This window comes from Cupriavidus sp. TMH.W2 (genome assembly GCF_050847365.1).
Classification (GTDB): Bacteria; Pseudomonadota; Gammaproteobacteria; order Burkholderiales; family Burkholderiaceae; genus Cupriavidus.
The window spans coordinates 387,892-400,957 of sequence record NZ_CP193792.1; the positions used below are offsets into that span (position 1 = coordinate 387,892).

Here is a 13,066-nt window from a genome sequence, read left to right on the forward strand (position 1 = left end):
ATTACTGAATCAAAGACTCTGAGCTGGAGATAAAAGAATGAGTGCGAACCGCGCAAACGCTCCGTACTACTTCGTACCGGGCCCGTCGCGTCACCCGATCACGGCAGCCTTCGGCCTGCTGATGACCGGCGCCGGCGCAGCCGGCTGGGTGAACGGGCAAGGCTGGGCGCCGTACCTGTGCGGCTTCGGCCTGCTGTGGTTCCTGTTTGTGCTCAAGAGCTGGTTCGGCGACGCCATTGGCGAATCGGAAGGGGGCCAGTACGGCAAGAACATCGACCTGTCGTTCCGCTGGTCGATGGGCTGGTTCATCTTTTCCGAAGTGATGTTCTTCGCGGCCTTCTTTGGCGCGCTGTTCTATGCCCGCACCATCGCCATGCCGTGGCTGGGCGACCTGAACAACAAGATCCTGTGGCCCGACTTTGCCGCCGTGTGGCCCAACAACGGCCCGGCCGGCGTGGTGGAAACCTTCCAGACCATGGGCCCGTGGCCGATCCCGACCATCAACACCGCGCTGCTGCTGATGTCCGGCCTGACGCTGACCTGGGCGCACCACGCGCTGCTGGCCGGCAAGCGCAGCCAGCTGATCCAGGGCCTGGTGCTGACCATCCTGCTGGGCGCGATCTTCATGTGCTTCCAGGCGTACGAGTACATGCACGCCTATTCGGAACTGAACCTGAAGCTGACCTCGGGCATTTATGGTTCGACCTTCTTCCTGCTGACCGGCTTCCACGGCTTCCACGTGACCATGGGCGCGATCATGCTGACGGTGGTGCTGATCCGCGTGCTGAAGGGCCACTTCACGCCCGATCATCACTTTGCGTTCGAAGGCGCCGCCTGGTACTGGCACTTCGTTGACGTGGTGTGGCTGTTCCTCTACGTCGTGGTGTACTGGCTGTAAATCAGGCTGCCGTACCCGCCGGCGGGCCCAGGGGACAGACCCGGGCCGCCGGCGCCAGCGCAAAAGAGAAACGCCGCAGAGGTTGTCCAGCCTGCGGCGTTTGTCTTTTGCGAGCCCGGCGCGGCCGGGAACTCAGGGCGCCACGCGGATACCCGTGCTGTGGATCCAGCCCATCCAGTTCGAGAACAGGATGAACAGGAACAGCGCCACCGAGAAGCCCACGCGCAGCATCAGCGAGCGCATCATGTTGGGCGTCTTGCCGCGGTCGCGCATCATGAAGAACAAGGCCGAGGCCAGGCTGGCGATGATCAGGATGAAGGCAATGATGATGACAATGCGCATGGCGGGGCGGGTTGGCGGAAAGCGCGGCGGAAAAAGGCATTATCGCACCGGGCCGAAATTCGCAGTGCCGGTGGGACGATGACCTTGCGCCGCTTCTTCAGCCCGCTGCCGCTGGCCGCCGCGCTGGTGGTGATCGCCGTGACCTGCGCGCTGGGCAACTGGCAGCTCAACCGTGCGCACGAGAAGGAAGCCCGGGCCGCGCGGCTGCAGGCGCTGTCGGCGCTGCCGCCGGTGGTGCTGGGCACGGCGCCGCTGTCACAAGTTGTGACCGACCGCACCGTCCGCGTGACCGGGCGTTTCGACACGGCCCGCACGGTATTGCTGGATAATCGCCCCCACGGCAATGGCAGCCAGCCCGGGGATAGCCGCGCCGGCTTCCTGGTACTGACGCCGTTGCGGATTTCCGCTTCCCCGACCGCCCCGCCAGGTGCCGATGGCGCCATCCAGGCGGTGCTGGTGCTGCGCGGCTGGCTGCCGCGCGATGCCCAGGACCGCACCCGGATTGCGGCGTTCCCGACGCCCGACGGAGAAGTCACCATCGAAGGCACGGCACTGGCGGCCGTGCCGCGGGTCTATAGCCTGGGCCACGACGCCGCCGGCAGCAAGATCCGCCAGAATGTGGATCTCGCCGCCTATGCCGCCGAATCCGGCCTCGCGCTGCATCCGCTGGTGCTCGAGCAGCGCAGCGATACCGGCGATGGCCTGGCGCGCGACTGGGCCCCGGCCGACCTGGGCGCCGACCGGCACTATGGCTATGCCTTCCAGTGGTTCGGGCTGGCCGCGCTGACGGTGGTGCTGGTGATCGTGCTGGGCTGGCGCCGCGCGCGGCGGCTGGCGGCTCCGTAATCGAATGACATGAGACATGACCGCATGCGCCCCGAACAGGCGCATGCGCTCGCCGAAGACAAAGGACAGACGTACTCCATGGCACAGCAAGACTCCACTCCGGCCGCCGCGGCCTCGCCGCCGGATCCCCGCATCGACGCGGGCACGCACCGCGGCCGCCTGCAGATGCTGATGCTGCTGCTGGTATGCGCCTCGCCGGTGATTGCCTCCTACTTCACCTACTACGTGATCAAGCCGCGCGGCGGTGCCACCAACTACGGTGCGCTGGTCGAGCCGCAGCGGCCGATGCCGCCGGTGCGCGTCGCCGACGAGCAGGGCCAGGCGGTGCCGCTGGAGCAGTTCCGCGGCAAGTGGCTGCTGGTGAGCGCCGATCCGTCCGGCTGCGACGAGGCCTGCGCGAAGAAGCTTTTCACCATCCGCCAGATCCGCGCCGGGCAGGGGCAGGACCGCGAGCGCATCGTGCCGGTGTGGCTGGTCACGGACGACGGCAAGATCGACGAGCGCCTCGTCGCCGCCTACAACGAGCCCTATGCCGGCGTGCGCTTCCTGCGCATCGACCGCCAGGCCGCCCGGCAGTGGCTGCCGGCCGAGCCCGGCAAGCGCGCCGAGGACACGCTGTACCTGGTCGACCCGCTGGGCAACCTGATGATGCGTTTCCCGCAGGACCCGGACCCCAAGAAGCTGAGCGGCGACCTGAAGAAGCTGCTCAAGGTCTCGCGCATCGGGTGAAGGGGACGGCATGCTGCTGCAACTGGCCATCATCGGCATCCTGATCGCGCTGTTTCCGCTGTCCTACGTGCTGGTGAAAGGGGACCGCAACAAGTACCGCAAGCTCGCCTGGATCACGGCGTTCCTGACGCTGGACCTGATCATGTTCGGCAGCTTTACGCGGCTGACCGACTCCGGCCTGGGCTGCCCTGACTGGCCCGGCTGCTACGGGCATTCCAACCCGCACGCCGCGATGGAGCCGATCCGCGCGGCCGAGACCGCGCTGCCCAGCGGCCCGGTGACCCTGGCCAAGGCGTGGATCGAGATGATCCACCGGTACTTCGCCATGGCGGTGGGCGTGCTGATCATCACGCTGATGGTGCTGGCGTGGGTCAGGCGGCGCGAGCTGAAGCAATCGCCGTGGTTCGCTACCGGGGTGCTGCTGCTGGTGTGCGTGCAGGGCGCGTTCGGCGCCTTCACCGTGACCCTGAAGCTGCAGCCCGTCATCGTGGTCACGCACCTGATGCTGGGCATGGCCCTGCTGGCGGCGCTGATCCAGCTGGGCTCGCGCAACGATCCGCCGCACGCGGTCGCGGCGCAGGCCGCGCGGCTGCGCTGGCCGGTACGCATCGGCCTGCTGCTGCTGGTGATCCAGATCTTCCTGGGCGGCTGGGTCAGCACCAACTACGCCGTGCTGGCCTGCACCGACTTCCCGCTGTGCAACGGCCAGCTGGTGCCCGAGATGGACTTCCGCCACGGCTTCACGCTGTGGCGCCAGCTGGGCATGACAGCCGACGGCGACTACATTCCGCACGCGGCGCTGGTGGCGATCCACTGGGTGCACCGCGGCTTTGCCTTTGTCGTGCTGGGCTACCTGGCGTGGTTCGGCCTGCGCGCGCGCCGGCTGGAAGGGCTGGGGCGTGCCGCCGGCTGGCTGCTGGCCGTGCTGGCGCTGCAGCTGGCGACCGGGATGTCCAATATCGTGTTCGACTGGCCGCTGGTGGCCGCGGTCGCGCACAACGGCGGCGCGGCGGTGCTCCTGCTGCTGCTGGTCCGCCTCCACTACAATATAGGGCTCGCTGGGCTGACGGTGCGGGCCGCCGGCGCCACAGCCGCCGCGCCGAACGCCGCCCGCGCCACATGAAAGACAAGACCCCTTCCGTGGTTACCGCTACACACCCCCATCCCCTGGGCAAGTTGAGCCGAATGCGGCACCTTGCCCGGCAGTATGCCGCCCTGACCAAGCCGCGCGTGACGCAGCTGGCCGTCTTCTGCGCCATCATCGGCATGTTCCTGGCCACGCCGGGCATGGTGCCATGGCGCGTGCTGATCGGCGGCGCCGCCGGCATCTGGCTGCTGGCCGGCGCGGCCTTCGCCATCAATTGCCTGGTCGAGCAGAAGATCGACGCACTGATGCGCCGCACCGCATGGCGTCCGTCGGCCACCGGCGAGATCACCACGCCGCAGACGCTGGTGTTTTCCGCCATCCTGGGCGGCGCCGGCATGTGGCTGCTGCACGCCTACGCCAACGACCTGACGATGTGGCTGACCTTTGCCACCTTCCTGGGCTACGCGGTGGTCTACACCATCCTGCTCAAGCCGGCCACGCCGCAGAACATCGTCATCGGCGGGCTGTCGGGGGCGATGCCGCCGGCGCTGGGCTGGGCCGCGGTGGCGGGCGAGGTGCCGGCCGAGGCCTGGTTCCTGGTGCTGATCATCTTCACCTGGACCCCGCCGCACTTCTGGGCGCTGGCGCTGTACCGCCGCGCCGACTACGCCAAGTCCGGCTTGCCGATGCTGCCGGTCACGCACGGCGAGCGTTACACGCTGCTGCATATCCTGCTGTACACGCTGATCATGATCGCGGCGACGCTGCTGCCCTTTGTCTACGGCATGAGCGGCTACATCTACCTGGCCGCCGCGCTGGCGCTGGGCGCCGGCTTCCTGGCCTACGCCTGGAAGATGTACCGCAACTATTCCGACGAACTGGCGCAGCGCACTTTCCGTTTCTCGATCCTGTACCTGTCGCTGCTGTTCGCCGCGCTGCTGGTCGACCACTACTTCAAGTTCGTGCCGCAGGTCTGACCTGTGCCACCGGGCCTGGCCGGCTGCGGCATCTTGTCGCGGCCGGCGCGGCGCCGCGGCACGATCGGCGATACTGCGTGCTGTATCCCTCCCACCGCTGACCGGTTTCCTCCCCATGCCCCGCCCAAGCCCCGCCTCTGGCCTGTTCGCCGCCTTCCGCCGCTTCTCCCTGCTGGCCGTGCTTGCGCTGGCCGTGGCCGCCTGCGGGCAGCAAAAGGCTTCGTTCCGCAATGTCGATATCACCGGCGCCGCTGACTTCGGCAAGGACTTCTCGCTGACCGACCACACCGGCAAGGTGCGCACCCTGGCCGACTACAAGGGCAAGGCCGTGGTGATGTTCTTCGGCTACACCCACTGCCCGGATGTCTGCCCCACCACCATGGCCGAACTGAAGGCCGTGATGGAAAAACTGGGGCCGGACGCCGACCGTGTGCAGGTGCTGTTCGTCACGGTCGACCCGGAGCGCGACACGCAGGCGCTGCTGGCCCAGTACGTGCCCGCCTTCGACGCGCGCTTCGTGGGGCTGCGCCCCGCCGACGAGGCCGCGCTGCAGAAGGTGACCAAGGACTTCAAGGTGTTCTACGCCAAGGTGCCGGGCAGCTCGCCCGGCAACTACACGGTGGACCACTCCGCCGGCAGCTATGTCTTCGATCCGGAGGGCAAGCTGCGGCTGTTCATCCGCCATGGCCAGGGTCCGGAACCGATTGCCCACGACCTGAAACAGCTGCTGTCGTGACATAAGGGGGCGCGAAGGGGTGCGGCATAACGTCGCACCCACTGTGTCGCGGGCAACAAAAAGGCCGGCCCAGTGGACCGGCCTTTTGCATGGCTGGGAGCGGATCAGGCGAAGGCCTGCAGCGCGCCCTTCATCTTCTTCATTGCCGCGGCTTCGATCTGGCGGATGCGCTCGGCCGACACGCCGAACTCGTCGGCCAGTTCATGCAGCGTGGCGCCGCCGGAGCCGTCGTCCTCGACATTGAGCCAGCGTGCCTCGATGATGCGGCGGCTGCGCTCGTCCAGCTTGCCCAGGGCCTCTTCCAGCCCCTCGACCTGCATGCGGTCCTGGCGCTTGGCCTCGAGCACGCGGGTGGGCTCGTTGTGGTTATCCGCCAGATAGGCGATGGGGGCGAATTCTTCCTCGCCGTCGTCGACCTGGCCTTCCAGCGCCAGGTCCCCGCCCGACAGGCGGGTTTCCATCTCCATCACTTCTTCGGGCTTGACGTTCAGCTCGCGCGCCACGGCCTCGACCTGCTCCGGCGTGAACGTGTGCGCGCCCTGCTTGTGGCTGCGCAGGTTGAAGAACAGCTTGCGCTGGGCCTTGGTGGTGGCCACCTTGACCATGCGCCAGTTCTTCAGCACGTACTCGTGGATCTCGGCCTTGATCCAGTGCATCGCGTACGACACCAGGCGCACGCCTTGTTCGGGATCGAAGCGCTTCACGGCCTTCATCAGGCCGATATTGCCTTCCTGGATCAGATCGGCGTGGGGCAGGCCGTAGCCCAGGTACTGGCGGGCGATCGACACCACCAGGCGCAGATGGGACATCACCAGGCGGCGGGCCGCATCAACGGAATCGTGGTCGCGCAGATCGCGCGCCAGGCGTTGCTCTTCCTCCGCGGTCAACAGCGGAATCCGGTGGACAGCCTGGATATAGCTGTCGAGGTTGCCTACGGTCGCCGGGAAGGTCAGCGCAAAGCTGCCCGCGTTCCGGGGCGCCGTCGGCAGACGGTTGTTCGTCGGGGTTTGATCAGCAGACAAGACTGCGTTCACGCAATGGCTCCTTTCGCATCCGGCGGTTCGGTTGCCGGTGTGCCGTGCCTCCTCCTGGGAGTCGGCAGCACTGCAACGCATCTTAGCACTCAGGCCGGGTGAGTGCTAATTGGAGTCTCGATGGCAGCGATAGTTCCCGTCGATGGCATTTGCTGATGGCATAGCTATTCATCACATTGAGCGCCGGGAACGATACCTGCGGTGCGGCGTAATGGATATTAGAGCGGCGCGGGGCATGGGGGTTCTGGCTGCTGCTGGAATGAGTTGTTGCACCAGCGGCTACACTCGACCAAGCGGCGTCACGCTGGCATGTCAGTGTGCTGCAAGCCTCTCTTATTCCACCGGAGGAGTTATGTCTGCTATCGAACACTTGCTCAAGCCGCATGTGCGCGACCTGGGCGATTTCACCGTGCGCCGGCTGTTGCCGGCCGCGGCGACCCAGACCGTCGGGCCGTTTATCTTCTTCGACCATATGGGCCCGGTGCAACTGCCACCTGGTCAGGGTGCGGATGTGCGCCCGCATCCGCATATCGGGCTGGCTACCGTCACCTATCTGTTCGAAGGCGAGATCATCCACCGCGACAGCCTGGGCAGCGACCAGGCGATCCGCCCGGGCGACGTCAACTGGATGACCGCCGGCCACGGCATTGTGCATTCGGAGCGCTCGCCCGAGCATGTGCGCCCCGCGGGCGCCCGTCTGCACGGCATCCAGACCTGGGTGGCGCTGCCGCAGGAGCATGAGGGCGCCGAGCCGTCGTTCTTCCACCATCCCGCCGCCACGCTGCCGCGCATCGAGCGGCCCGGCGTGCGCATGGTGGTGATTGCCGGCGATGCCTTCGGCGAGACCTCGCCGGTCAAGGTCTTCAGCCGCACGCTCTACGTTGCCATTGAACTGGACGCGGGCGCCAGCGTGGAGATCCCGGCCGCCCATGCCGAGCGCGGCATCTATCCGGTCGACGGCGCGGTGGCGCTCGACGGCGAGCCGCTGCCGGCCGAGCATATGGTGGTGCTCATCCCGGGCCAGCCCGCGACGCTGACGGCCACGGCGGCGTCGCGCGTGATGCTGCTGGGCGGCGACCCGACCGACGGGCACCGCTTTATTTACTGGAATTTCGTGGCCAGCAGCAAGGTGGCGATCGAAGCCGCCGCCCAGCGCTGGGAGAGCGACCAGTTCCCGCACGTGCCGGGCGAGACCGAGCGCATCCCGCTGCCCCCGCGCAAGCCCTGACGGCCGGCTCAGACCGGGCTGGCCCAGGTCACGCGGGTGCCTTGCCGCAGGCATTCGCGGATGGCCTCCACCTGGATCGCGAGCGGTGCCGGCACCGGCACCGCGCCGTCCAGCACGCGCCGGATCCAGGCTACCGTCAGGCCGGCATCACTGCCGGGCGGCAGTTCCGGCACTTCGGCCAGCGAACCCACGGCCGGATCGACCAGGGTCTGCTGGTGCCCTTCATGCATCCAGTCGATGCGGCTGGTGCGGCGTGCATCAGACACCACTTCGCCCTCGGTGCCGCGTGCCAGCAGGACGTTGGCGGGTTCGTGCGAAAAGTAGTCGGTCAGCGTCTCGCGGTATTCGGGGTGGGTGTAGCTGTACAGCCGCAAGCCTTCCGCCGGCGAATGCTCGCCGACCGGCTGCAGCATCTTGGCCACCGTATGCGATGAATTGCGCAGGCCGATCACGGTGCGCCGCTCCAGCAGCTGCGACAGCCCGGGCGACAGCACATCCACCGGCAGCACTGCCAGCGGCCCGTGGTCGCTGCCATTCCCTTCGTGCAGCCGTGCCGAGGCTTCGGCGGTGGTCGCGCACAAGGGCACGCCCAGCGCCTCGAACAGCGTCATGCTGGTCACGCGGCCGTTGAACAGGCGCGTGCCATGCACCAGCACGGGGATGTCCTCGCGTGCCAGCAGCAGCGCCAGCAGCGGCACCAGGTTGGGCTGCTTGCGCGCGCCGTTGTAGCTGGGGATCACCACCACCTGGCGGTCAGGCGGTGCTTCCAGCGGCTGGCAGTGCGCATGGGCGGCCTCCAGCATGCCGGCCAGTTCGTGCGGCGCCTCACCCTTGATGCGGTAAGCCATCAGGATGGCGCCAAGCTCCAGGTCGGAGACGCGCCCGGCCAGCATGGCGTCGAACAAGGCCTGCGCGTCTTCGCGCGGCAGCGCCCGGGCGCCGTTGACGCCGCGGCCAATTTCCTTGATATAGCGGGCGGCGGGGAAGGGGGCGGCTGATGTGGTCATGGCGGCGTGGGGGTAGTCTGTTCTGGGTTCATGATAGCGGAGCAGGGCCGCCGCGCCCATCGCCGCAGGCAAGCACTACGCGGCTTCCTGCAGCGCCGGGTTGCGCTGCTTGCGGTAGAGGAAGTCCAGCACCGCGGTGCGGCAGGCGTGGTAGGCCTTGTCGTCGGCCAGCGCCACGCGGTCGCGCGGACGTGGAAGGTTCACCTTCAGGATTTCGCCGATGGTGGCGGCCGGGCCGTTGGTCATCATCACGATGCGGTCGGCCAGCAGCACGGCCTCGTCGACATCGTGGGTCACCATCACCACGGTGCTGCGCGTGCGCGCCACGATCTTGATCAGCTCATCCTGCAGATGCGCGCGCGTGAGCGCATCGAGCGCGCCGAAGGGCTCGTCCATCAGCAGCACCTTGGGCGCCATTGCCAGCGCGCGGGCAATGCCTACGCGCTGCTTCATGCCGCCGGAGATTTCATGCGGGTACTTGTTTTCGGCGTGCGTCAGGCCCACCAGCGCCAGCGTGTCGTGGGTGCGCGCCTTGAGCTGCGCCTTGCTCTCGCCGGCCGCGAACACGCGCTCCACGCCCAGGTAGACGTTCTCGAAGCAGGTCAGCCACGGCAGCAGCGAATAGTTCTGGAACACCACCGCGCGCTCCGGCCCCGGGCCGGCGATTTCGCGCCCGGCGCAGATCAGCGCGCCGGCGGTGGGCGTGGCCAGCCCCGCGACCAGGTTCAGCAGCGTGGACTTGCCGCAGCCGGAATGGCCGATCAGCGTAATGAACTCGCCCTCGGCGATCTGCAGGTGGATATCGCGCAGGGCGACGAACGGGCCCTTGCGGGTCTTGAAGGTCTGGCCGACGCTTTCGATGCTGACGAACTTGTCCATGGCGTTGCTCCCCGCGTATCAGTTGGTGCCGTAGCTGAAGCGCCGGGCCAGCGCCAGCAGCGCATGCTCCAGCAGCAGGCCGATGATGCCGATCACGAAGATCGCGATCACGATGTGCTCGACCTTCAGGTTGTTCCATTCATCCCACAGCCAGAAGCCGATGCCGGTGCCGCCGGTCAGCATCTCGGCGGCGACGATCACCAGCCACGCGGTGCCGATCGACAGCCGCACGCCGGTCAGCATGTAGGGCAGCACCGCGGGAAACAGCACCCGCGTGAACACCTTCCATTCCGACAGGTCGAGCACGCGCGCCACGTTCAGGTAGTCCTGCGGCACGCGCGTGACGCCCACCGCGGTGTTGATCACCATCGGCCAGATCGAGCAGATAAAGATCGCCCAGATCGCGGCCGGGTTGGCCGCCTTGAACAGCAGCAGCCCGATCGGCAGCCACGCCAGCGGCGAGACCGGGCGCAGCAGGCTGATCACCGGCGCGGTCATCGCGTTCAGGAAGGCAAAGCGCCCGATCAGGAAGCCGGCCGGGATGCCGATCACCGCGGCCAGGCCGAAGCCCGCCGCCACGCGCGCCAGCGACGCCAGCACGTTCCAGCCGATGCCCTGGTCATTGGGCCCGTTGCGGTAGAACGGGTCGGCAAACAGCGGCACCGCGGCGTTCCAGGTCGCCCCCGGTGTGGGGATGGCCGGGATCATCGTGGCGATGCCGTGCCAGGCCAGCACGAACAGGGCAAAGCCCAGCACCGGCGGCACGGCTTTGAGCACCAGCGCGGCGACCGCCTCGCGCCGTTGCGCGCGCCGGGCCTGCGCAGCGATTTCCTGCTCGCGCCGGCGCGTTCGCTCCTTGGTGTCGGGATCGGCACTGGCGGCTACGGTTGCACCATCGGGCGCAGGGTGGGCAATGGCATTCACGTCTGGCTCCTTTTTGTCAGGGGCACTGCGAATCAGCGGGGGAGGGCCTGCATCAGGCCTTGATCTTGAAACCATCGGCGTAGGCCTTGGGGTCCTTGCCGTCCCAGACCACACCGTCGATCAGCTTCGCGCTGCGCATGTCGGACTTGGGCAGCGCCACCTGCGCCGCCGTGGCAGCCTGCTTGTAGACGTCGATGCGGTTGACCTGCTTCGCCACGGCGAGATAGTCCGGATGTTCCTTCAGCAGGCCCCAGCGCTTGTGCTGGGTCAGGAACCACATGCCATCGGACAGGTACGGGTAGTTGGCGCTGCCGTCCTGGTAGAACTTCATCGCGTCGGGGTCGTCCCAGGTCTTGCCCAGGCCGTTGGTGTAGCGGCCCAGCATGCGGTCCAGGATGATGTCCATGTCGGTGTTGACGTAGGACTTGGCAGCGATGGTCTCGGCGGTCTTGCGGCGGTTCGAGGCTGACGCATCGATGAACTTGGATGCCTCCAGCACCGCGGCCACCATCGCGCGCGCGGTGTTGGGATGCTTCTGCACGAACTCGGCGGTGGTGCCCAGCGTCTTCTCGGGGTGGTTCTTCCAGATCGCCTGCGTGGTCTCGGCGGTAAAGCCGATCTTGTCGGCAATGGCGCGCGCGCCCCAGGGCTCGCCCACGCAGAAGCCATCCATATTGCCCACGCGCATGTTGGCCACCATCTGCGGCGGCGGCACCGTGATCGCCTTGGCGTCCTGCATCGGGTTGATGCCGTTGGCCGCCAGCCAGTAGTACAGCCACATCGCGTGCGTGCCGGTGGGGAAGGTCTGGGCGAAGGTGTAGTCGCGCTTCTCCTTCATCATCAGCGCCTTCAGGCTGGCGCCGTCCTTGACACCTTTCTCGGCCAGCTTGGAGGACAGCGTGATGGCCTGGCCGTTGTTGTTCAGGCTCATCAGCACCGCCATATCCTTTTTCGGGCCGCCGATGCCCAACTGCACCCCGTAGATCAGGCCGTACAGCACGTGAGCCGCGTCCAGCTCGCCATTGACCAGCTTGTCGCGCACGCCGGCCCACGAGGCTTCCTTGGTCGGCGTGATCTTGATCCCGTATTTCTTGTCGAGCCCGAGCGTGGCCGCCATCACCACCGAGGCACAGTCGGTCAGCGGGATAAAGCCGATACGCACGTCGGCCTTCTCCGGCGCGTCAGAGCCCGCTGCCCACGCGCCGGCGCGCACCAGCGGGTCGACCAGGGTCATCACGCTGGCGCCGGCAATGGTGGCCAGCGCGCGGCGGCGGCCGGTGCTGGCCGGCACGGCGTCGGCAGCCGAGTCGGAATCCTGGACGGCTGCGTGCAGCGGCTTGGCAAACCTGAGGCGAGAGGGCATTGCATGGCTCCAAGAAAAAGGGCGTCCCCTTGCGCAGCCGGCTTCGCCAGAAGACCGTTGCGGTGCAGGGACGCCGTTGTCCGAGGCGTGGCGCGGCCTGCGTTGGCCGTGTCCGCCTGAATGGTCGGTCGGCCGCCGTTGGCCGATACCTGCATGACGCAAGGCGTGTGCCAGCCTGTGCGGTGCAACAAATATGGGCGGCTATGTCCCGGATCGGGGCGAATTGGGCGGACGCGGTGCGCGCGGAGAGGAGGCCGCCGCATACGGGTGGCAGGGGCGCCGGGGCGGCTCTGGCGGTAAGCGCCAGGAGTGTGCGGTGCACCAAGCGCGTGCGGCGGCGCACCGCGAGCGCCAGGCGAGAGCGGCTCAGCCCATCACGTCGATCACGCGCTGGGCGGCGTCCACCAGCTTCAGGCCGCGCTCCATCGCCATGCTGCGCAGGCGCTTGTAGGCCTCTTCCTCGCTGAGGCCGCGCGCCTGCATCAGCAGGCCCTTGGCGCGCTCGACCACCTTGCGCTCGGCCAGCTTCAGCCGCGTGGCGTCGAGTTCGGCGCGCAGCTCCTGGTCCAGCTCGAAGCGCGCGTAGGCCACGTCGAGCACGGTCTTGACGCGCTCGGCGCGCAGGCCGTCGACGATATAGGCGGTGATGCCGGCAGTCAGCGCCGCCTTGATGCGCTGGCTGTCGTCGTTGTCGGTGAACAGCACGATCGGGCGCGGCGCATGCTGGGTCGAGACGCAGACATGCTCGATGGTGTCGCGCGCGGCGGACTCGGACGCGATGATCAGCATGTCGGGCTGGGTGGCCGTGATCACGTCCGGCAGGCGCAGGTCGGCATCGACGATCTGGATCTCGGTAAAGCCCGCGCTCACCAGCCCGCCGCGGATGGTCTCGACGTTCAGCGGGTCCGCGTCAAGCGGGTCGCGCACGAGCAGGATGCGCAACACCCGGCCTCCGGCGGCGGGCGTTGCGGGCGTCGTGGGCGAAGGGGGCGGATGGCGTCGTGTCATGGCTAGGC

At 67.6% G+C, this 13,066-nt stretch carries 14 protein-coding genes; 7 read left to right on the forward strand and 7 right to left on the reverse strand.

Annotated elements, in window-relative coordinates:
* Positions 1-37 precede the first annotated feature (37 nt).
* Positions 38-898: a cytochrome c oxidase subunit 3 gene (locus ACREYQ_RS01830; protein WP_432259106.1), complete on the forward strand. Its 861-nt coding sequence runs from the start codon at positions 38-40 to the stop codon at positions 896-898.
* A gap of 132 nt (positions 899-1,030) precedes the next feature.
* Here ACREYQ_RS01830 and ACREYQ_RS01835 read toward each other — a convergent pair whose 3' ends face one another.
* On the reverse strand, positions 1,031-1,240 hold the full coding sequence (locus ACREYQ_RS01835) for a twin transmembrane helix small protein (protein ID WP_432259107.1): 210 nt from the start codon (positions 1,238-1,240) through the stop codon (positions 1,031-1,033).
* Positions 1,241-1,318: 78 nt separating this feature from the next.
* Between ACREYQ_RS01835 and ACREYQ_RS01840 the strand changes: the two genes are divergently transcribed.
* The 5 genes from ACREYQ_RS01840 (at position 1,319) to ACREYQ_RS01860 (ending at position 5,615) form a co-directional block, all read left to right on the forward strand.
* A complete protein-coding gene (locus tag ACREYQ_RS01840) occupies positions 1,319-2,086 on the forward strand; it encodes an SURF1 family protein (protein ID WP_432259108.1) in 768 nt (255 codons plus the stop codon).
* 78 nt (positions 2,087-2,164) lie between these two features.
* Positions 2,165-2,815 (forward strand): SCO family protein, encoded by a 651-nt coding sequence (locus ACREYQ_RS01845; RefSeq protein WP_432259109.1) that lies wholly within the window; start codon positions 2,165-2,167, stop codon positions 2,813-2,815.
* Positions 2,816-2,825: 10 nt separating this feature from the next.
* A complete protein-coding gene (locus ACREYQ_RS01850) occupies positions 2,826-3,938 on the forward strand; it encodes a COX15/CtaA family protein (protein ID WP_432259110.1) in 1,113 nt (370 codons plus the stop codon).
* On the forward strand, positions 3,935-4,879 hold the full coding sequence (gene cyoE, locus ACREYQ_RS01855) for a heme o synthase (RefSeq protein WP_432259111.1): 945 nt from the start codon (positions 3,935-3,937) through the stop codon (positions 4,877-4,879). The genes ACREYQ_RS01850 and cyoE overlap by 4 nt, the downstream gene beginning before the upstream one ends.
* A 115-nt stretch (positions 4,880-4,994) precedes the next feature.
* A complete protein-coding gene (locus tag ACREYQ_RS01860; protein ID WP_432259112.1) occupies positions 4,995-5,615 on the forward strand; it encodes an SCO family protein in 621 nt (206 codons plus the stop codon).
* A 104-nt stretch (positions 5,616-5,719) separates the two neighbouring features.
* On the opposite strand, the gene rpoH is transcribed toward ACREYQ_RS01860, so the two are convergent.
* Positions 5,720-6,649: an RNA polymerase sigma factor RpoH gene (gene rpoH / locus ACREYQ_RS01865; protein ID WP_432259113.1), complete on the reverse strand. Its 930-nt coding sequence runs from the start codon at positions 6,647-6,649 to the stop codon at positions 5,720-5,722.
* A 352-nt stretch (positions 6,650-7,001) separates the two neighbouring features.
* Here rpoH and ACREYQ_RS01870 point away from each other — a divergent pair, with 352 nt between their 5' ends.
* The gene (locus ACREYQ_RS01870; RefSeq protein ID WP_432259114.1) at positions 7,002-7,877 is read left to right on the forward strand and encodes a pirin family protein; all 876 of its coding nucleotides are present in this window, start codon (positions 7,002-7,004) and stop codon (positions 7,875-7,877) included.
* 8 nt (positions 7,878-7,885) lie between these two features.
* On the opposite strand, the gene ybiB is transcribed toward ACREYQ_RS01870, so the two are convergent.
* From ybiB to ACREYQ_RS01895, 5 genes are all read right to left on the reverse strand, one after another.
* Positions 7,886-8,884 (reverse strand): DNA-binding protein YbiB, encoded by a 999-nt coding sequence (gene ybiB, locus ACREYQ_RS01875; protein WP_432259115.1) that lies wholly within the window; start codon positions 8,882-8,884, stop codon positions 7,886-7,888.
* 75 nt (positions 8,885-8,959) lie between these two features.
* Positions 8,960-9,763, reverse strand: coding sequence for an ABC transporter ATP-binding protein (locus tag ACREYQ_RS01880; RefSeq protein ID WP_432259116.1), 804 nt, complete (start codon positions 9,761-9,763; stop codon positions 8,960-8,962).
* Positions 9,764-9,781: 18 nt separating this feature from the next.
* Positions 9,782-10,687: a nitrate ABC transporter permease gene (gene ntrB, locus ACREYQ_RS01885; protein ID WP_432259117.1), complete on the reverse strand. Its 906-nt coding sequence runs from the start codon at positions 10,685-10,687 to the stop codon at positions 9,782-9,784.
* Positions 10,688-10,739: 52 nt separating this feature from the next.
* Positions 10,740-12,050, reverse strand: coding sequence for a CmpA/NrtA family ABC transporter substrate-binding protein (locus ACREYQ_RS01890; RefSeq protein ID WP_432259118.1), 1,311 nt, complete (start codon positions 12,048-12,050; stop codon positions 10,740-10,742).
* A gap of 366 nt (positions 12,051-12,416) precedes the next feature.
* Positions 12,417-13,058, reverse strand: coding sequence for an ANTAR domain-containing response regulator (locus ACREYQ_RS01895; RefSeq protein ID WP_432259119.1), 642 nt, complete (start codon positions 13,056-13,058; stop codon positions 12,417-12,419).
* Positions 13,059-13,066: the final 8 nt, after the last annotated feature.